Here is a 19,506-nt window from a genome sequence, read left to right as displayed (position 1 = left end):
CGTTCGGCGCACCGCGAACTCCTCACGAGCAAAGGAAGATCCATGCCCGTCGCGCCGTCGGCGCCCGCGCCACCCCCACACAATGTGCTTGTCGTCGAGGACGACCCCAGCATCCGCACCTTGCTCACTTCCGCCCTGCACGCCGCCGGCTACTCCGTGAGCACCGCCGACACAGGCCAGACCGCCATGTTCGAGGCCGGTCGCGGCCAACCCGACCTGATCGTGCTGGACGTTGGCCTTCCGGACATCGACGGCTTCGCGGTGACCCGTCATCTGCGGGCTGAGGGCGTCTATGCGCCGGTGCTGTTCCTGACGGCGCGTACGGACGTCGAGGACCGCATCATCGGCCTCAGCTCCGGTGGCGACGACTACGTCACCAAGCCGTTCCACGTGCAGGAGGTGCTGCTGCGCATCCGTGCCATCCTGCGGCGCAGTGACATGCCACCGGGCGGAGGGACCAGGAGGCCGCCGCTGCGGTACGCGGATCTGGTGCTGGACCAGCAGACCCACGAGGTGCGCCGGGCCGGTCTGCCCATTCAGCTGTCGCCCACCGAGTTCCGGCTTCTGGTCTGCCTGCTTGCGCAGCCGGAACGCGTGGTGGGCAAGAAGGAGATCCTGTCCGAGGTCTGGCACTACGACTTCGCCGGTGACGCCCGCATCGTCGACACCTACGTACGCAATCTGCGGCGCAAGATAGACCGGTTCGAGCCCCAGCTCATCCAGACGGTCCGCGGTGTCGGCTACTGCCTGCGGGCCGCGCGCCCCGGACCGGGGGCGGCGGCGCTGTGAGGCGGTGGCTGCGCCGGCTGAAACCGCGCTCGCTGCGAGCCCGCCTGGTGCTCGGCGTCACGCTGCTGGCCACCTCGGCGGTTCTGCTCTGTCAGGCGGCAGGACTCGCCCTGCTCCACTCCTGGCTGACGGACCAGGTCGACCGGCGACTGACCCGTTTCCAGCCGGTGCCACAGCTGTACAAGGACGTGGCCGACGGCCGGACGGCGTCAGGGGTGCCCGGCAGGACGGGCAGCCTCCCTTCGGACTACCGGGTGTACTTCTACGACAAAGGCGGCCACCGGAATGCCATGTCGCTGAGCGGCGACGGGGGCAGTGCCGGGCCGCGACTCCCGAAGTCGGAGGCGGAACTCGGCCTCAAGAACGGCCGCCCCGCCACGGTCGCCGCGACCGACGGCGGCAGCACCTGGCGGGTGATCGCCCGGTCCGGCACCGACGGCACCCGGGTCGTGGTGGCGCTGCCTCTGAAGGAGGTGGACGAGGCGACCTCCCGGATGCTGTGGTTCAGCCTCGCTATCGGGGTGGCCGTCGCAGCGGGGGTCGTCCTCTTCGGCACCCTCGCCGTGCGGCTGGGACTGCGGCCGCTGGTCGGAGTCGAGCGCACTGCCAGGCGCATCGCCGAAGGTGAGTTGGAACTGAGCGTTCCGGACCGGCACGCGGTCACCGAGGTCGGCCACCTCAGCCGTGCCCTGAACACGATGCTCGACCGGCTGCGCACCGCGCTGCGTCGCACCGAGGCGTCGGAGCAACGGCTGCGCCACTTCCTGGCGGATGCCGGCCATGAACTGCGAACTCCCCTCACGTCTCTGCAGGGCTTCGCCGAACTCCTGGTGCAAGAGCCGGAGATGAGCCTGGAACGACGCCAGGAGGCGCAGCAGCTGATCGTGCGGAACGCCGACCGGATGAGCCGTCTCATCGAGAGCCTGTCCCAACTGGCCAGGCTCGGTGAGGTCCCCGCGACGCGGTGGCAACGGGTCGACCTCCTCTCTCTCGTGGCCGACGGTATCGCTGCCGTCGCCGTGCGACACCCCGGGCGCAGCATCGGCCTCGGCACTCTCGCCGACCCCGAGGACGACGCCCGCGTGGACGAGCTGGACGTCGTCGACGCCGTCGGCGACCCGCATCAGCTGGCGCAGATCCTGTCGAATCTGCTCACCAACGCGTGCGTCCACACTCCGACCGGGACACACATCCAGGTGCGCGTCGGCACCCTCCGAGTCCGCCCACACGGGCCGGGCACGACGGGACCGGGCCGTACCAGCGCCAACGCTCCGCTCATACCCGGCACTCGGGTCTGTGTCGTCGAGGTCGCCGATGACGGGGCCGGCCTGACCGAGTCGCACGCGCGGCGGGTGTTCGAGCGGTTCTACCGTGCCGATGCCGCCGAGCGGGCCGCGGCAGCGGGGTCCGGCCTGGGGCTTGCGATCGCCGCCGGCGCCGCGGAGGCCAACGGCGGACGTCTGGAACTCGAGGCCAGGCCAGGTGAAGGCTGCACATTCCGTCTGCTCCTGCCGTATCAGCCCGCCGTTGCAGCGACGGCTGCCCCGGCTCCCCACACCTGCGTATAGGGCCGCATCGCTACCCAAAGGAGTGCCACCGGAGAAGCTCAGCACCGTACGACTGGGACAAGGCCGTACAGCAGCCGCACGTCTGCAGAAGAAGCACTGCGTGGTGCTGCCCTACCCGGACGTCGGGGCGCTGATCGCCTCCGGCGAGGACTGGCGGGAACGAGCCGCTGAGGAAACCGGTGAACGCCACCGGCTGGACGACATCTCCTACGCGCCCCTCATCACCCGGCCGAGCAAGATCGTTCGTGTGGGACCCAACTACGCCGCACGGGTACGAGAGACAGGCACCGCCTTCCCCACCGTTCCGGTGTTCTCCGTGCGGCAAGGCGGCCAAGGCGTTGCCGGTGCCCGCGACGCCATCTGCCTGCCGGCCGAGGGACGGAACGTGGACTGGGGCGTGGAGTTGGGCCTGGTGATCGGGTGCCGGACCCGTGGGGTCACGGCCCGGACGGCGCTGCGCCATATCGCGGGCTACACCGTCGTCAACGGCCTCGACGCGCGGAGCGACTCGGGAAGCGCCCCCGCGGCGGGACTGTCCACGAACGTCACCCTGGTGGGCCCCGCCATGGTCACCACCGACGACATGCCGATGGGCGGCCGCGGTCTGACGATGAGCTGTGTCATCGACGGGCGGGTCCGCCAGAAGGCGAACACCTCGCAGCTGATCTTCGACGTCGCCACCGTCATCGCCCATGTCAGCACCGTGATCACGCTGCTGCCCGGAGACCTGATCACGATGGGCAGACCGGCCGGATGCGGCACCGTTCGCGAACCCGAGGTCCTTCTGTACCCCGGTGTGGACATGGTCACCGAGATCAAGGGTGTCGGGGAACTCAGGAACTCCGTGGTGCGGTCGTGTCCGCAGTGAACCGTGGGAGCACTTTCGGCCATAGATCTGACTCCCCGTCAGTTCCCAGCATTCTTTCCCCGCCTCCACAGGCAGGGCGGCAACAGTGAGGCCGCGGCCCGGACCAGGGCCTCAGAGCCGCAGTCTGCCGTCCCCTCACGCCTGAGGAAGCCATGACTCCCACCCCCCACCTCACCGAGACCACCGCCCGCCCGGAGCGCTTGGCCCCGTTCCAGCAGGTCGAGCGGTCCCTTCATCCACAGGCCGGTACCGCGACGGTAGACATCGTCGTGCCGGTCTACAACGAGGAACGCGCCCTGCCCGGCTGCCTTCGCACACTCCACGCCCGACTGGCGGCGGACTTCCCGTTTCCGTGGCGGATCACTGTCGCCGACAATGCCAGCACCGACGAGACCCTCGCCACCGCCCGTCGCCTCGCCGACGAACTGCCGGGCGTCGGCGTCGTCCACCTCGACCGCAAGGGCCGCGGGCTCGCCCTGCGCACCGTCTGGGGCGCGAGCGACGCGGACATCGTCGTGTACATGGACGTGGACCTGTCCACCGGCCTCGACGGGCTGCTGCCGCTGGTCGCGCCGCTGGCCAGCGGTCACTCGGACCTCGCCATCGGTTCCCGGCTGGCCCCTGGGTCGCGCACGGTGCGCGGCCCGCGCCGCGAGTTCATCTCCCGCTGCTACAACGGCATCATCCGGCTCACGCACGGCGTCCGGTTCACTGACGCCCAGTGCGGATTCAAGGCGGCCCGCACCGAGGTGCTGCGGCCGTTGCTGCAGGTGACCCGCGACGACGCGTGGTTCTTCGACACCGAGCTGCTGCTGCTCGCCGAGCACAACGGACTGCGGGTCCACGAGGTCCCCGTTGACTGGGTCGAGGACGTCGACACCCGGGTGGACATCGTGGGCACCGCCACGGACGACCTGCGAGGGCTGTGGCGGATGGCGCGGTTCAAGGCATCCGGAGGCGCCCGGGTCGAGGTGCCGTCTCGCCCCGCGCCGGCCGCCGAGCACCCCGACGCGGTCCTCGCACCCGCTACCCGACGTGGCGCGTTGTCCTGGGAGGTCGGCTGCTTCCTGGCGATCGGCGTCGTCTCCACGGTCGGGCAGGCGCTGCTGTACTGGCTGCTGCGCGGTTGGTGGAGCCCGGCCGTCGCCAACCTGGTCTCGCTGTTCGTCCTCACCGTCCTCAACACGGAGGCGAACCGACGCCTCACCTTCCGGTACTCCACTGCTCCGCCCGCGCGGGCGCACCTGGGCGCCGGGGGCCTGTTCGTCCTGGGGTACCTGGTCACCTCCGGCGCGGTGCTGTGGTTCAAGTCGATCGACCCCGGGGCCTCGACAGCCGCGGAGACCGCGATCCTCGCCACGGCATCCGTCGCGGTCACCTGCATGCGCTTCGCCGTGCTGCGGCTGGCCGTCTTCACCAGCGCCCCCCGCCGTACCCGTTGACGAGAGCGACTTCCGACATGAGCAATCCCACGCACCTCAAGCCCGTACCGGCCGCCTCGGCACCCGACGATTCGCCTGCGTCCGTCCGCTCGCTGCCCGCCTGGGCGGCACCGGCCGCACTCGGAGCGATCCTCGTGCTCGCGGCCGTCCTGTACGGCTGGTCACTGGGTTCCCTGGAATGGGCCAACAGCTACTACTCCGCGGCCGTGAAGTCGATGGGGAAGAGCTGGACCAACTTCCTCTTCGGCTCGTACGACCCGGCCGGGGTGATCACGGTCGACAAGCCGCCGGCCGCGCTGTGGCCGCAGGTGATCAGCAGCAAGATCTTCGGGCTGCACGGCTGGGCGCTGGTCCTGCCGCAGGTGATCGAGGGCGTGGCCGCGGTCCTCGTCCTGCACCGCACCGTGCGGCGCTGGGCGGGGGAGGGGGCGGCGCTGGTCGCCGCACTGGTGCTCACTCTCACGCCCATCACCGTGGCCATCAACCGGGACAACAACCCCGACACGCTGCTCGTCCTGCTGCTGGTGTCCGCGGCGTACGCGCTCACCCGCGCGTTGCAGGCCGAGGGCAGGGCAGCGACCTGGTGGCTGTGCGCGAGCGGCTTCCTGATCGGGTGCGGATTCCTCACCAAAATGCTCGCCGCCTGGATGGTCATTCCCGCGTTCACCCTCGCCTGGCTCGTGGGAGGAAGCGGCCCCTGGATACCGCGAGTGCGGCGCCTGTTGGGCGCGGGGGCCATCCTGGCGGCGTCCTCCTTGTGGTGGGTCGCCATGGTCGCCCTGTGGCCGGGCGACCGCCCCTACATCGGCGGCAGCAAGGACGGTTCGGCCTGGGATCTCGTGGTCGGCTACAACGGGCTGGGCCGGGTCTTCGGCTCGAGCGACGGGATGTCCCAGACCTTGAGCGGGTTCGGCGGCGGGTTCGGTGGCGCGTCCGGCCTGGGCCGGTTGTTCAACGCGCAGGTGGGCGGCCAGATCAGCTGGCTGCTGCCGGTCAGCGCACTGGCCCTGGCCGTCGCCCTGGTCGGCGTGGTGATGCGCCGACGCGGCATGCTGTCCGCCGACGCCGTGCTGCCGGCCTCCGGCTGGCTGCTGTGGGGGACCTGGCTGGTGGTCTGCGCGGCCGTGTACTCGACACAGAAGGGCATCTTCCACCCCTACTACACCACTCAGCTCGCTCCGGCGATCGCCGCCCTGTGCGGCGGACTGACCGCAGCCCTGGTCCGTGTCCACCGTGCCGGCGTGCGCTGGGCGCCCCTGGTGGGCGTGGCCGCGGTCGTGGTCAGCGCGGTCTGGGCCGTGGCACTGGTCCGCCGTGACTCCGACTGGAACGGCTGGCTGGTGTGGCCGGTCCTGCTGCTCGGCTGCGCCGCGGTCGTCCTGCTGCTCCTCGCGCGGCGGCGTGGCAGGCTGCTGACGGTCGCCGTGGGTGCCGCCGTCGCGTCGGTCCTGGTGGCCCCGGGAGCGTGGGCGGTCAGCGTACCGGGCTCGACATCCCCGATGGGCGGCTCCAACCCGACGGCCGGTCCGACGACGCTCGGCTTCGGCGGGGGCGGCCGCATGCCCCGGCAGAGTGGGAACGACGGCGACCTTCCGTCGGGGATGCCGTCGGGGATGCCGTCGGGCTTCCCGGGTGGTGACGCGCCTTCGGGACAGTCCGGTCAGCCCTCCTCCGGCGATGTTCCTTCGGGAATGCCGTCAGGTATGCCGTCCGGTATGCCCACAGGCGGAGCGAACGGCATGCCCGGCATGTCCGGAGGCTCGACCTCGGGAGACAGCGACATGCCGTCATTTCCCGGCGGCGGTTCCGGGAACGCCCCGAGCGGACGCGGCGGCTTCGGCGGCGGCGCGGAACTCACCAGCGAGCAGCGCAAGATCCTCGACTACGCCGTGGAGCACGCACCTGACGCCCGCATCAAGCTCGCCGTCGAAGGCCCTGCCATGGCCACCAGCTCCTTCATCCTGGGCTCGGACGAGACCGTCATCGGCATGGGCGGTTTCACGAGCATGGACAACTCGCCGTCGGTGGACCAGTTGGAGGAGTGGACGAAGAGCGGGGAACTACGCTATGTCCTGGGCTCCGACACGAACAGCGGCGGAAGGCCGGGCATGACCGGGTCGGGCAACTACAGCAAGCAGCGTTCCGACTGGATCGCCGACAACTGCACCAAGGTTGCGGCATCGGCGTACGGCGGCACTTCGTCGGAGAACAGCAGCGGTAGTGCGATGGGCTTCGGAGCAGGAGCCGACGTGCTCTACGACTGCGCCGCCACGTAGGCGACGCCGGAGCAACGGGGACCACCCGGGAGAACGGACCAGCATCACGTCATGACCGAGCAGTCCGCAACAACTCGTCCGCGACATCGGCTTCTCGTGGTCGAGGACGAGCCCAGCATCCGCACCCTGCTGGAGGCGACGCTCCGCCTGACCGGATACGAGGTGAGCAGCACCGACACCGGACAGTCCGCCCTCGTCGAGGTCGAACGCCTGCGACCGCACCTGGTGCTGCTCGACGTGATGCTGCCCGACCTGGACGGCTTCGAGGTGACCCGCAGGCTGCGGGCGGCGGGGGACGAATGTCCGATCCTGTTCCTGACCGCCCGCACCGGCACCGACGACCGTATCCAGGGCCTGAGCGTGGGCGGCGACGACTACGTCTCCAAACCGTTCAGCATCGAGGAGGTGCTGCTGCGCATCGAGGCCATCCTGCGCCGCACGGCACCGGTGGACGCGGCACTCCCACCACCGAGCGTCCTGCGCTACGCCGACCTCGAACTCGACGAGGGCGCTCACGAGGTGCACCGCGCGGGACAGTACATCGCCCTGTCCCCGACCGAGTTCAAGCTCCTGGCCTACCTCCTGTCCAACGCCGGCCAGGTGGTGAGCAAGGTCCAGATCCTCGACCACGTCTGGAGCTACGACTTCGCCGGTGATGCCAGGATCATCGAGACGTACGTCCGCTACCTGCGCAGGAAGATCGACTCCTTCGAGCCGCCGCTCATCCAGACCGTGCGCGGCGTCGGCTACTGCCTGCGGCTGCCCCGCGACCACGAGGGGACGCCGGAGCAGTGATCCCCCGCCTGCCCAGGCCACCCGGCTCACTGCGACAACGACTGATCCTCGGCGTCACCGTCCTCGCCACGGCGGCGGTACTGACCTCCCAGGCCATCGGCTACGTGGTGCTCCGCTCCTGGCTGCTCGAACGCGTCGACCAGCAACTGGTGGAGTTCCACCCCCCGACCCCGGCCTTCTACGACGCCGTCCGTGGCACTTTCCCCGCGCCGGCCGAGCGCCTGGACGCACTGCCGTCGGATTTCCACGTCTACTTCTACGACTCCTCCGGGCATCGCCTGAAAAACTCCCTCGGCACGGAGGCAAAGCTGGGGCCTCGGCTGGCCGATCAGGCGCAGGACCTCGACCTGAGGGACGGGCACCCGGAAACCGTGTCCGCCATCAGCGGTGACGGCCGCTGGCGGGTGTTGCTCAATCCCGGCCCGGACGGCATGAGCGCGGTGGTCGCCCTGCCGCTCGACACCGTCGACGGCGCCACCTCGAAGCTGCTGTGGCTGAACGCCGTGCTGCTCGCCGTCACGATCGCCGGCCTGCTCGCCCTGGGCCGGTGGGTGGTGAGGCTGGGACTGCTGCCACTGACCAGGACGGAACGAACCGCCCAGGACATCACCGCGGGCCGACTCGACCTGCGACTGCCGGACACCGACCCGCGCACCGAGATCGGACGGCTCGGCCGGGTGTTGAACTCCATGCTCGACCGGCTGCAGACCGCCCTGCGGGCCCGAGAGGCCTCCGAGGCACGGCTGCGCCGGTTCGTCGCGGACGCCGGGCACGAACTGCGCACTCCGCTCACGACCATTCAGGGGTACGCCCAGCTCGCGCTGCGTCCGGAGCAGCGCCCGGAGCGTGAGCTACGGGAGGCCAACCGGTTCATCGCGCAGAACGCGGAGCGCATGAGCCTGCTCGTCGACGACCTCCAACTGCTCGCCACCCTGGACCGCGAACCCTCCTACCGCAGAGAACGGGTCGACCTGCTCTCGCTCGCGGCGGACGCGGTGAGCGCGGCCGCCGTCCACAGCCACTCCCACCCCGTCGACCTCGGTCCGCTGCTCACTCCGGCAGATCCGGGCGGCACCGAGGAACTCGACGTGGCCGAGACCGTCGGAGACCCGCGCCGACTGGGCCAGATCCTGGAGAACCTGCTGTCCAACGCCCGCATACACACGCCGCCGGGCACCTGTGTCCACGTACGGGTGGGTACGACAGAGACCGGACCCGGAACCGGCGGCACCGACCGGCCGGGACGCACCTCCGCCTCGCCGCCGCTCCCGGAGCGCCTCCCGGTCAGCGTGATCGAGGTGGCGGACGAAGGACCGGGCCTCGCCCCCATCGACGCCGAGCACGTCTTCGAGCGCTTCTACCGGGCCGACCCCGCCCGTTCCCGCAGCCACGGCGGGAGCGGCCTCGGCCTCGCCATCGCCGCGGCCATCGCCCAGGGCCATGGCGGCCGTCTCGAACTCGATACCGTCCCGGGCGAGGGCTGCACTTTCCGCCTGCTCCTCCCCGCAGCCGACTTCGGGCAGGGCCGTCGATGAGTCGGTGCCTTCGGGTGCCAGAGGTGATGCGCGGTGCTCGCGCCGGTGCGGGCGTCCGACGTTCCGACAGACCGTCGGCCACGCCGCGTCATGGCTGCACCGAGGCCTGTCAGGCGCCGGCGGTGGGCGGCTCCGGGCGGGTCCGCCGTCGGCTGGGCTCCTGCCGCCGGGGCTGGTGCAGAGCTCTCGTCCTTGGTCGCGGCCTGATCGACGCGCGGGTAGCGCGGCAGCAGGAAGATCAGCAGGAGAGCGCGTTGTACGTGACCTGCGGAATCGACCGGGCTGAGGGGCGGTGAACAGCAGGACATGCCGGTCGGAGAACGCCTCGACAACGCGTGACCAGCTGGGCGCCGGTGCATGATGGGCCTCGTCGACCATGAGGTGGCTGAATGCAGCCAGCAGTACCTCGCGAGCCTCTGGCTCGCAGGCCTGCAGGGCGTGCGGCGTCGCGACCACCACATTGCAGGCAGCAGCGAATGCCGCCGCCTCGGCAGCGTCACGGAAACCGTGCAGGAGTTTGCCCACCACCGGCCGCATCGAGCGACTCGAATTTCGCCGCGATCTGGTCACGCAGCGCGGCGGTCGGCACCAGCACCAGCAGACGCTCAGGCCGGGCGGCCACGAGCAGCGCGAGCATCGTCTCCGTTTTACCCGTCCCCGTAGGCATCACCACGATCCCCGGTGCCGGTCCGTGCAAAACCCCACGGCGGCAGGCGCCGTCGGCTCGACGTCCAGTGAAAGGGCACCATTCTGACAAGAGCCGATGATGAGAAGGGGGCTCCAGAAAGTACGAGTCGATTTGTTACTCGCGTGGCCAAGGAGTGACAGCTCGTCGGGGAGCAGGTGTGACACGAAGGCCTGTGCAGCGAGGAGTCGAGCGGCATTTGGCTCGGCTGTTCGCTTATGGTGCTTCGGCCCGGGGCGGATTGAGATCGGGCGGGTAGCCCTTGGCGCGAAGCCAGGTGTCGAGAGCCAGGGCGACGATGTCGCCGTGGGGAATGTCCTGGTCGGCGTTGTAGCGGCGGATGCGCCGCTGGAGTTGCAAGACATCGGGGACGGCGTAGTTGAGCTGTCCGCGTTTGATGTGGCGGTTGCCGATCACCGCAAGAGTGTCGGGATGGGGAGTGAGTGGATCGTCGGCGGGCTCGGACTGCGCATCGAGTGCGTCGGCCATCTCGCGTAGCCGACGGGCGTGGTGGGAGAGGTCGGGCACGAACGTTGCTCCGCTCGGTGCGGCTAGGCGGCTAGTTAGCCGCCTAGTGGGCTATTGGAATAGTCGGCGGAAGGGGCGGCCGCGCATTGAGCGGGCTTGCCGGGCCGCAGCCGCCCCTGTGCCGTACGGTCGGTCAGAAGCCGCGGGTGGTAAGCCATTCGTCCAGCGCGACCGAGACGATGTCGCCCATGGGCAGGTGATCGAGTTCGTTGTCCAGCGCGAACCGCTTAATCCGCTTCTTCAGCTTCAACGCAGCGGGGACCGAGGCATCGAGGCTCTCTCGCGCGATGATGCGCTGATTGAGGACGACCGCCGCCTCGGGGATGTCCTTGGGACGCCCAGGCCCGTGTTCCCATGACGTCCCGCTAGTGGGCGCCGCAAGTGAACCGGCGTGCTGGTCGTACTGCGGACCGGGCGCTCCGCTGCTTACCGGGAACGCCGTACTGGTGGCAGGCGGCAGAATCGCAGAGCGTACGGCCATCTCAGCTCCCTGAGTCGGCCCGTTCTGCGAATCATGCTCGGCCGACTGTGGGGGCTGGACCGTACGTGCTGCGGGCTCGGGGGCTGGGGCCGGAGGTGGCACCTTCCCCGCCATTGCCTCCCCAGCGGATTCCGTCGCCGCCTCGGAGGCTACGTCAGCGGGGCGAGCCGGCTGACTAGCGGCTGGCTCCGGCACGGCGGCCCTCGGCGTCACCTCGACGGTCGGCTGGGCGGAGCTCTGTGCCACTTCGGGCACCGCCCCGGTCCGGCCCTGTGCCGATGCCTCGGCGGGAACGGCGGAAGGTGCGGGCTGAACCTGCGCCTCGCCCGCAGTGGGACGGCCTTCGTCCTGGGCGGTGGCCTGTTCGGCAGCGTACTGCTCGGGGGTGAGCTCGGCGGCCGGGGGAGGAGGCGGCGGGGTCGCCTTCTTGGCCCCGCCCAAGGTGCGGCCTGTGCGACGGGCCGGGGGCTTCATACGCTCGCTCATGCCGTGAGCTCCTTCATCAGTTCGGCGTACTCGCTCAGCTCGGTCGGGACCTCGCCGAAGGCCTCCATGTAGTGCACCCACGAGTGGATGACGGTCTCGGCGAGCGGGAACGGCTCGTCACGCTCCGGGCCGATGCCCTCGCCCTCGGCAGGCTCCAGCAGCTTGTCCTTCGCCGTGCGGGGCAGGCTGGTGCGGTCGTCGGCCTTGACCAGCACCACATGGGCCGTGACGTCGCGCTCGTTGCGGGCGGCGGCGCGCTCGGCCTCGTCGAAGGTGGCCACGAGCTTGCGGCGCTCGATCTTGGTGGGGGCGACCGGCACGATCAGCCGGTTCGCCTCGGTAACAGCCTCGTGGAAGATGCGGGAGCTGCCGCCGCCGGCGTCGACCACGATCGCGCCGAACTCGGACCGCTTCTCACGGATGTACTCGGCGATGTCGTCGAACGGGTACCGCTCGACCACCAGGTTGGCCGGGATCTCGAAGCCCTCGGCCTGGGCAACCTTGAACCAGTCGTAGGCGGACTGGCTGGTGGCGTCGGCGTCCAGCAGCAGCGTCGGCAGCTCCAGGACGACGGCGTAGTAAAGGGCGATGAACCAGGCCGAGGTGGTCTTGCCGGTGCCGCCCTTGAGCATGCCGACCACGATCACGAAGGCATCCCAGGCGCTGGCCGTGGCCGCCGCCAGGGTCTTGATACGGGTGTTCTCACTCACGTGTGCTTGATCTCCTGAAACTGGAAAGGCGCGTTGACTTGTGTGAGTCGGCGAGAGGGCCGAACTTTCGGTGGTGGTTACGTGCCGACGAAGGGGGTGCGCGTGCCGCTGGGGCGTGGCCGGGAGGGTCTTCAGGCAGGTCTCGCATCCGATGGGCACGACCAGCGGAGCGAACGAGAGCTCTACCTGATGCGCTCACGGCCGTTTCCCTTCGTGGAGCGTCGGGCCATGTCGGTGCTGGGGCCGCATTGGGGTGCCTGCTTGGTGCAGGAGCCGGTAGACCGTGGCAACGGAGTAGTTGCACTCCTGGGCGAGGTCCGGAACCGTGGCGCCGGCCTCGTAGCGAGCCCGCAGAGACAGCGCGAGCTTGTGCCGCTTGGCGGCCCGGGCTGCTGCGCGCATCCGCAGCGTCTGCTGCGGGGTGCGCACGGTGCCGCCGGCCTCGATCAGCAGGCGTCGGGCAGCACGCCTCGTTCCTCCCGCAGCCGCGGCGAGTCTGTGAGGGTCGCGCCGTGCTGCTCGTACAGGGTGCGCAGACGGGCTGCGAGACGTCGGCGCGCTTGGGGATCCTGGCGCAACCTGCGGGTCTGCCACGACGTACGCATCACCGTCCCGGCCTCGTGCAGGCGGTTGATGACCGTGCCATACGACAGGCCGCTGGCGGCGACGAGTTCGTCGACGGTAGCCCCGGACTCGTACTGCTTGCGCAGGGACTGGGGCGTCACCGCCTCGCTTGCGTCGGAGGTGACCGGGGGATGTGGGTTCATGCGGCGGACTCCCATTCGCTGATGGCTTCGGCATGGGCAGCGGCCAGCTCGTCGTAACTGCGCTGGTCGGCAGGGGTGATGAGGATCAGGCGGCCGTCGGTGGCGACCCGCCAGTCGGAAGCCGGACGACCTGTTACGGAGTCGAGGACGCGCCCGTCCGGGGCGTGCCAGGTCGGCGGGATCTCGTCGGGGCGCAGCGCGGGGACCAGGATTTGGAGGCCGTCGCGGACGATCACCACGGCCTTGCTGCGGTGCTCCGCAAGCCGGTCCAGCGCCGCCCGGTAGGTCGCGCGCTCATTCGCGTGCAGGGCCTTCCGCCGGGCCGCGACACCCGCAGTGCCGTGTTGCTCGGCGACCTTGTCCCAGCCTTGTGCCGGTGCTGCGGCGCGGCCGGTGTCCGCGTCCGGGAGGTTGTTACCGAAGCCCTCCAGGGCACGCGGGGCGAGGGCCCAGGTCTCCCCGGTGTGGTGGACGAGGCCGTGGTCGGCGAGGCGTCGCAGGGTGCGGTAGGCGGTGGCGCGGGAGACCGAGGAGGTGCCGACGAGTTCGGCGACCGTCTGGTGGGGGCGTTGGTGCAGGGCGCTGATGAGCATGAGGGCGGCGCTGCCGAGGCCGTGGTGGGCGAAGGCGTCGTGGCCCATCAGTTGGCCGAGGACGGTGGAGTCGATGTCGGCCGTCGTGGCCGTCTCAGGGGTGGTCTACTCCTCAAGTGCCGGGTCGGGGGGGAACTGAGTGGTCCGAAAACGAGACAATGGAGCAGGGGCACCGTGACTGGGAGCGTTGCCGTAGTCGAGGTACCAGGTCGAGCCCTCCCGGCCGTGGCCCACCCGCAGCCGGCGCAGCCAGCCCTGCGGCTTGAGGACGGTCTCGTAGACGGCCCGCAGCGTCGTGCGGGAGATCCCGGCTTCCTCGGCGGTCTGCCGCTCGCTGGCGTGGTGCAGGGGGCCGCCCGCGATCTTGGCGAAGGTCAGGTGCGCACGCAGCACCCGCAGCGCGGTCCGTCTCCGCTCCCCGCGCCACGGGGTGGTCTCGATCCGGTCCCGCAGGGCAGCGAGAACCTCGTACGCGTCGTGCCGGGAATCCACCGCCCTGGTGGTGCTGACCGTTTGGGAGGCGCTGGCCCAGACCCGGCGGATGTAGTCCAGGGCGCGTGTCTGACCGGATCGGAGGGCGATGTTGCGGGTGTGCCGTCCGCCTTCGTGCTCGGGGTGCAGCAGGAGCTGCGTGAGCTGGTCGACGGTGCCGCCGGCGCGGGCCACATGGCAGGCGATGGCCGCGGTGATCCGGTGCCCGTGGTCGGCCGCCCCCTGGCGGTCTGTACGCAGGGCAACGGTCCGGCCTTCGGAGGTGAGTCGGCTGTAACTGCCGGTGGCGTAGCGGCCGGTGAGGTCGCCGAGCAGAATGAGATCGGTCGCGGCCGACGGCAGTCGGGCGTATTCCAGAAGGCCGTGGAATTGGGTGGAGTGTCGTTGAGAGAGGGCGTGATGGGTGCTGTTTGGCACGGTGGGGTCGTCTCGCAAAGACGTGGACGCCACCCAGGCCCGCTAAAACCACGGGTGGTGTCCGGAACCGACCTCCATCGGCGCCAGAAAGGTCTCCAGAATGGCCGTCCTGGAGGCCCTCGTATGCCTGGCCCCGAGTGGAGGCAGGCGTCCCCATCGCAGCTCGACCGAGGTCGAACCAGAGCACCGCCAGAGAGGCCCACTGGTGATCCACACCGGCCGACTCAGGTCCCCCAGAGGTCAGTTGCAGAGGTCGCTGCCTCTGACTGCCTCTGAGCGACCCGGGTCGAACCGGGGTCGAATCAGAGTGTTTTCCTCTGACTGCCTCCGATCGCCTCCGCAACCCGTCCTAGCAGGTCACAGCCTCATCGCCCCCACGCAAGCGCAGGTCAGAAAGGTGCGCTAGCTGTACCACTGGTTCCTGACCACTGGTTCCTGGCGAAGGCGGTCGTGTGAGGCATGGGGGCTGGCTCCCGTCTCTCTGTGGTGGCGTCATCGTCGGGAAGGGCTTCGCGGGGGCGCAATACCGCTTCCGTCCTGCGGAAGGATCGATGTAAAGCGCCTGGTCACAGGGTTGAGCGATATGTGCACTCAGAGCGCGAGCCTGCTGGAGGGGCAGTCGTGTCTCCTGTTCTCAGCTGACGGCTGGTGTCGTCGCCGCGTCGATGATTTTGCGGTGAATGACCGTCTCGTCAGGGGTGTCGCTACAGGTCGGCCCCAGCCGTTCCCCGGTCCGCCGCGGGGGCGGAGCGTGTGGGGTCAGTTCACCTGACGGTCCGGTACGCGCCCGGCAGGGTCTCGGTCACGGTGTTGCCGTCGCTGTCGACGAGGGTGGACTGAACCGCTCCGCACCCGCCTCTGCTGCGAGGACGCAGACGGCTCGCGGTGGGGTGCGGCAGGCTGGTGCGGCTCGACATCCTCCGGGTGGGCGACTTCCTTCCCGTGCAGGGCCAGGACATAGGACAGCCCTCGCTCCTCGAGACCGGACTCCTGCCCTGCGGCATCGGTCCGGCTCGTCCGTCCACTCACGCGGACGACGGCTCTGGCGGATCCGCCGCTGGGCCGTTCTGTAGTCGTGTGGGTCATTACGTGGGGCCTTCAGGCCGGGAGAAACGAAGTGAGGCACGGACGCCTGCCCTTGTCGGTTCTGTGCGACGGGCATGTGCGGCTGCGGCCGCCGCCCGTGGTGGTATCACCCGGGTCGGCTGCTGCCTGCTTGGTCAGAGCGGGGCGTCCGGCAGTGACTTGGTCAGCCCGGATAATGTATCCGCTTGACCGTAGTATAGATGGATGACCTATCCGGTTATGCTGTGGGTATGACCACAGCACCGATGCGCAGGGACGCTGCCCGTAACCGGCAGCGCATCGTCGACGTGGGCCGGCGGCTCGTGGACGACGGCGTCCCGTTGCAGCTCAACGACGTTGCCCGCCTCGCCAAGGTGGGGGTGGCCACCGTCTACCGGCACTTCCCGAACCCGGAAGCTCTGATGGAGACCGTGGCCACGCCCGGCCTGGAAGCGCTGGTCGCCCACGCCGAGCAGGCCCTGGCCCAGGACGACCCTTGGCAGGCCCTGGTGGACTTCCTCGACGCCACGCTGGAGGTGCAGCTGACCGACCCCTCCATCACCGTCGTGCGCTCCGCGCCGGACCACGTTCTGCCCCGCACCACTGAACTCGCCGATCAGATGGATTCCTTGGTCGGCCGGCTGCTCGAGCGCGTGCACGCTGCGGGGATCGTGCGCTCCGTGGTCACCTGGGAGGACCTGCGGCCGCTCATGTGCGGAATCGCCACCGCCGCCCAGATCCACGCCGACGACCAGAAGGCCCGCCTCGAATCCGGCAGCCGCTACCTGAGCATCATGCTGCAGGGGATGCGCGCCTGAACTCGTCCTGGACCGCGGGAACGGCCCTGCACTCCCCCCTCGGCCTCACCGGCCCGCCCCTGGTCGGCGCCACCGGCTGTCGAGGGCGGTCAAGCGTCCGACGGCGACGCCTGGACCTCGGTGAACGTCCACAGCAGATTGGTGCTGGTGCCCCACGTCCACTGCTTGGTGACGGAGCCCGAGGAGACCGTGCCGCCGCCGTCCAGGACGAGGCCCGTGGTGCGGTTGGCGAGGGAGTAGCGGCCGTCGCCTCGGTGGGTGATCAGCCACTGCTGGTCAGTGCTGCCGTTCCACTCGGCCTGCCCGGCGGTGGCGCCCGCGCTGGTGGCGCCCCGACCGTCGGCGACCATGCCGTTCGCGCGGTTGACCAGCTTGTAGTGGCCGTTGCCGAGGTCGACCGCCTGCCACTGGAGGTTGGGGGAGCCGTCCCAGGTCCACTGCTTCAGGTCGGAGCCGGAGGAGACGTCGCCGCCGCTGTCCAGGGCCAGGCCGCTCGTGACGTTGGTGATCCGGAAGTGCGCCGAGGGGTTGAACACGACCTTCAGGGACGTGATCCTCTCGCGGATGCCGGGGGCGTCGGCGGTGAAGGTCCACGCCGTGCCGGTGAAGTCGTCGCGGGAGTAGCCGATGACCTCGTACCCGGGAGCGAGCTTCAGTGAGGAGAGGGTGCGTGGCGGCAGCCCGGCGAGGGTCGACTGCTCGGCGGTGTAGCTGCCGAGGGCGAGTACGGCGCTGTCACCGCCGTAGTCGGCGTCCTTGAACGCCAGTGCGCCGACCAGCGGCTGCAGCGTGGGGATCCGGCCGGAGAAGCGGAGCTTCAGGACGTACGCCGGGGCGTCGAACGGCGCCGCCGAGGGGAGGGTCACCGTCAGGCCGGTCGCGTCCTGGGCCGGGGTGGGGAGGTCGATGTAGGTGCCGGCCCTCGTGTCGAGCAGCTGCGCCGAGGACAGCGAGTCCAGGTCGATCCGGTCGGCGGCGAGCGTCTCGATGGTCAGCGAACTGCCGGGCCACCCCAGCACGGTGGCGTACAGGACCGTGTTCGCCTTGTTCCGCGTGAAGCGGATGTCCTGCGCGGTACCGGCCGTGGGCCGCGTGAAGGAGCCGCCGCCCATCTTCGTCGGTCCCTCGCCGTACGCCGTCCAGGCCCGGGTGCCGTAGATCGACTCGCCGAATCGCTTCAGGTAGTCGCCGATGCCGAGCAGGAGGTCGCGCTGGCCCTGCGGGATGCTGCCGTCGGCCGTGGGGGCGATGTTGAGCAGCATGTTGCCGTTCTTGCTGACCCGGTCGATGAACGAGTGCAGCATCTGGGCGAGCGAGTAGTAGCCGATGCCCTCGGTGTAGCACCAGCTGGAGCTGGAGATGCTGTCGTCGGTCAGCCAGTAGGGCGCGGTGAGGTCGGCCGGTCCGCCCCGCTCGTAGTCGAAGACCTGGCCGTGGCTGTTGAACCCGTCCTTGTAGGTGGCGACGACTTCCTTGCCCCACTTGTCGGCCTGGTTGTAGTAGTACGCCAGGAAGTTCAGCCGCTGAGCCTCGTCGACGTGGTCCAGTCTCCAGTCCTGCCACAGGATGTCCGGCCGGGCCCGGTCGACGACCTCCTTGAGCTTGTCGTACCAGAGCTGGTTCTCGTCGTCCGGACTCAGTTGCCCGTAGAGCTTCTTGAGGCTCTCGTCCGACTGTGGCGGCGCGTACTCGAAGTAGCCGGTGTAGTTGTACGCGTGGTGCATCGCCACCAGCAGCTTCAGCCGCTTGGCGCGGATGGCGTCGGTGAACAGCCGCAGCAGGTCGAGGCCCGGCCCCTTGCGTACGGAGTTCCACTCGTTGACCTGGCTGTCCCACATCGAGTAGCCGTCGTGATGCTCGGCGACCGGCCCGGCGAACCGTGCCCCGGCGTCCACGAAGAGCTGCGCCCATTCGTCGGGATCGAAGTCGCCGCCCTCGGACTTGAGCTTCGGCGCGAACTCCTTGTGGTGTCCCGCCAGATCGTCGGCACCGTCGATGAAGTGGTGGAACGGCCACACGGACGGGTCGCCGTACGTGGCGATGTGATGCTTGTTCGCCTTGCTGTCCGGCACATACATGTTGCGCGGGTACCACTCGCTGTCGTATGCCGGGACGCTGAAGACGCCCCAGTGGAAGTAGATGCCGAACTTGGCGTCCTTGAACCACTCGGGGGCGGCGGGGTGTCGGTTCACGGAGTCCCAGGTGGGCTGGTAGGTCTTCGGAGCGGCCGACGCACCGTCGGCCGCGAACACGTCGGTGGTCACCGCGGCCGCCGCGACGGCCGTGGCACCGGCAAGTAACCTGCGCCTGCTGATCGACTGCGACATACGCATGAACGTCAGGCATGGGGCCTACGACTGTCAACGGGTGTGCAGGGATGAATGTGCCTGCCGAGGTAGGGGAGTTGACCGGTTTGTTGCTGAATAGTGCTATTTGCTCAGAGGTAGACATCACATGTCTCTGACCGACAGGGCCATCGAACAACTCCGTGAGCTGATCCGCTCGGGGGCGTTGCCCCCTGGCTCCAAGCTGCCTCCGGAAGCGGATCTCGCCGCCCAGTTGGGGCTGTCCCGCAACCTCGCGCGCGAGGCCGTCAAGGCGCTGGCCGTCGCCCGGGTGCTGGAGGTCAGACGCGGCGACGGCACCTATGTGACCAGCCTCCAGCCGAGCCTGCTGCTGGAGGGAATCGGCGGCGCGGTGGACCTGCTGCAGAGCGACCCGGGCGCGCTGCTGGACCTGATGGAGGTCAGGCGGCTGCTCGAACCCATGGCCACCGCCCTGGCCGCCACCCGGATCACCGACGAGGGCCTCGCCGAGGTGAAGCGGCACCTCGACGCGATGCGGGAAGCCCGTGACGACGTCGAGCGACTCAATGCGTACGACGCGGCGTTCCACCGGGCCGTCGTCGCCGCCACGGGCAACGAATCCCTGGTCACCCTGCTGGAAGGGGTCTCGGGCCGTACTCTGCGGGCCCGTATCTGGCGCGGTCTGGTCGACGCCCGGGCGGCGGGCCGCACCCTCGCCGAGCACGAGGCGATCTTCACGGCGCTGGCGCGGCGGGACGCCCCGCTCAGCCAGGCCGCCGCGTTGGTGCACGTCAGCAGTACGGAGCAGTGGCTGCGGGAGCACCTGAGCAGGACCGCGGCCATACCGGAACACGAGCCGGCCCCGCACCCGCCGGTGCGCTGACG

18 protein-coding genes and 1 pseudogene are annotated in these 19,506 nt (G+C 69.7%); 9 read left to right on the top strand and 10 right to left on the bottom strand.

All coding sequences use genetic code 11. From position 1 onward, the window contains the following. Positions 1-42 precede the first annotated feature (42 nt). The 7 genes from IF78_RS0112655 to IF78_RS0112625 all read left to right on the top strand — a co-directional run bounded on the left by IF78_RS0112655 (position 43) and on the right by IF78_RS0112625 (position 9,273). A complete protein-coding gene (locus IF78_RS0112655) occupies positions 43-789 on the top strand; it encodes a response regulator transcription factor (protein ID WP_031480881.1) in 747 nt (248 codons plus the stop codon). After that, positions 786-2,357 carry a sensor histidine kinase gene (locus IF78_RS0112650; protein ID WP_031480882.1) on the top strand — a complete coding sequence of 524 codons (1,572 nt, stop codon included), beginning with the start codon at positions 786-788 and terminating at the stop codon, positions 2,355-2,357. The genes IF78_RS0112655 and IF78_RS0112650 overlap by 4 nt, the downstream gene beginning before the upstream one ends. A gap of 100 nt (positions 2,358-2,457) precedes the next feature. Further along, on the top strand, positions 2,458-3,225 hold the full coding sequence (locus tag IF78_RS0112645; RefSeq protein WP_051827754.1) for a fumarylacetoacetate hydrolase family protein: 768 nt from the start codon (positions 2,458-2,460) through the stop codon (positions 3,223-3,225). Between the two features lie 152 nt (positions 3,226-3,377). After that, on the top strand, positions 3,378-4,667 hold the full coding sequence (locus IF78_RS0112640) for a bifunctional glycosyltransferase family 2/GtrA family protein (protein ID WP_031480887.1): 1,290 nt from the start codon (positions 3,378-3,380) through the stop codon (positions 4,665-4,667). 17 nt (positions 4,668-4,684) lie between these two features. Beyond that, positions 4,685-6,943, top strand: a complete 2,259-nt coding sequence (locus tag IF78_RS0112635) for a glycosyltransferase family 39 protein (protein WP_031480889.1) — start codon at positions 4,685-4,687, stop codon at positions 6,941-6,943. A 51-nt stretch (positions 6,944-6,994) separates the two neighbouring features. Beyond that, positions 6,995-7,738: a response regulator transcription factor gene (locus tag IF78_RS0112630; protein ID WP_031480891.1), complete on the top strand. Its 744-nt coding sequence runs from the start codon at positions 6,995-6,997 to the stop codon at positions 7,736-7,738. Further along, the gene (locus IF78_RS0112625) at positions 7,735-9,273 is read left to right on the top strand and encodes a sensor histidine kinase (protein WP_031480893.1); all 1,539 of its coding nucleotides are present in this window, start codon (positions 7,735-7,737) and stop codon (positions 9,271-9,273) included. The genes IF78_RS0112630 and IF78_RS0112625 overlap by 4 nt, the downstream gene beginning before the upstream one ends. 348 nt (positions 9,274-9,621) lie before the next feature. On the opposite strand, the pseudogene IF78_RS46010 reads toward IF78_RS0112625, so the two are convergent. The 9 genes and pseudogenes from IF78_RS46010 to IF78_RS49640 all read right to left on the bottom strand — a co-directional run. Further along, positions 9,622-9,810: pseudogene (locus IF78_RS46010) on the bottom strand (hypothetical protein); the annotation flags it as partial. Continuing rightward, the gene (locus IF78_RS50415) at positions 9,770-9,910 is read right to left on the bottom strand and encodes a DEAD/DEAH box helicase family protein (RefSeq protein WP_267882951.1); all 141 of its coding nucleotides are present in this window, start codon (positions 9,908-9,910) and stop codon (positions 9,770-9,772) included. The gene IF78_RS50415 and the pseudogene IF78_RS46010, both read right to left, overlap by 41 nt. Positions 9,911-10,174: 264 nt before the next feature. Further along, the gene (locus tag IF78_RS0112615; protein ID WP_234439800.1) at positions 10,175-10,447 is read right to left on the bottom strand and encodes a hypothetical protein; all 273 of its coding nucleotides are present in this window, start codon (positions 10,445-10,447) and stop codon (positions 10,175-10,177) included. A gap of 172 nt (positions 10,448-10,619) precedes the next feature. Beyond that, entirely contained in the window at positions 10,620-10,967 is a 348-nt protein-coding gene (locus IF78_RS44970) for a hypothetical protein (protein WP_051827752.1), read from the bottom strand. 482 nt (positions 10,968-11,449) lie between these two features. Further along, positions 11,450-12,163, bottom strand: a complete 714-nt coding sequence (locus tag IF78_RS0112605) for a ParA family protein (protein WP_031480899.1) — start codon at positions 12,161-12,163, stop codon at positions 11,450-11,452. 195 nt (positions 12,164-12,358) lie between these two features. Continuing rightward, entirely contained in the window at positions 12,359-12,565 is a 207-nt protein-coding gene (locus IF78_RS50850) for a helix-turn-helix domain-containing protein (RefSeq protein WP_425314612.1), read from the bottom strand. A gap of 44 nt (positions 12,566-12,609) precedes the next feature. Continuing rightward, positions 12,610-12,930 carry a helix-turn-helix domain-containing protein gene (locus tag IF78_RS49650; protein WP_234439801.1) on the bottom strand — a complete coding sequence of 107 codons (321 nt, stop codon included), beginning with the start codon at positions 12,928-12,930 and terminating at the stop codon, positions 12,610-12,612. Further along, complete coding sequence (locus tag IF78_RS49645) at positions 12,927-13,571, bottom strand: helix-turn-helix domain-containing protein (RefSeq protein WP_234439802.1); 645 nt, start codon at positions 13,569-13,571, stop codon at positions 12,927-12,929. The genes IF78_RS49650 and IF78_RS49645 overlap by 4 nt, the downstream gene beginning before the upstream one ends. A gap of 57 nt (positions 13,572-13,628) precedes the next feature. Continuing rightward, positions 13,629-14,432, bottom strand: a complete 804-nt coding sequence (locus IF78_RS49640; RefSeq protein ID WP_234439803.1) for a hypothetical protein — start codon at positions 14,430-14,432, stop codon at positions 13,629-13,631. A gap of 1,316 nt (positions 14,433-15,748) precedes the next feature. On the opposite strand from IF78_RS49640, the gene IF78_RS0112585 reads away from it, so the two are divergent. Then, positions 15,749-16,315 (top strand): TetR/AcrR family transcriptional regulator, encoded by a 567-nt coding sequence (locus IF78_RS0112585; RefSeq protein ID WP_031480901.1) that lies wholly within the window; start codon positions 15,749-15,751, stop codon positions 16,313-16,315. 89 nt (positions 16,316-16,404) lie between these two features. Here the strand turns inward: IF78_RS0112585 and IF78_RS0112580 are convergent, their stop codons facing one another. Further along, a complete protein-coding gene (locus tag IF78_RS0112580; RefSeq protein ID WP_031480903.1) occupies positions 16,405-18,642 on the bottom strand; it encodes an alpha-L-fucosidase in 2,238 nt (745 codons plus the stop codon). Positions 18,643-18,769: 127 nt separating this feature from the next. Between IF78_RS0112580 and IF78_RS0112575 the strand changes: the two genes are divergently transcribed. Then, entirely contained in the window at positions 18,770-19,504 is a 735-nt protein-coding gene (locus IF78_RS0112575; protein WP_031480905.1) for a FadR/GntR family transcriptional regulator, read from the top strand. Positions 19,505-19,506 lie beyond the last annotated feature (2 nt).

The organism is Streptomyces bicolor (assembly GCF_000719285.1).
Taxonomy (GTDB): Bacteria; Actinomycetota; Actinomycetes; order Streptomycetales; family Streptomycetaceae; genus Streptomyces; species Streptomyces bicolor.
Note: the sequence above shows the minus strand (reverse complement) of the source record. Positions and strands in the feature narration are given on the sequence as shown.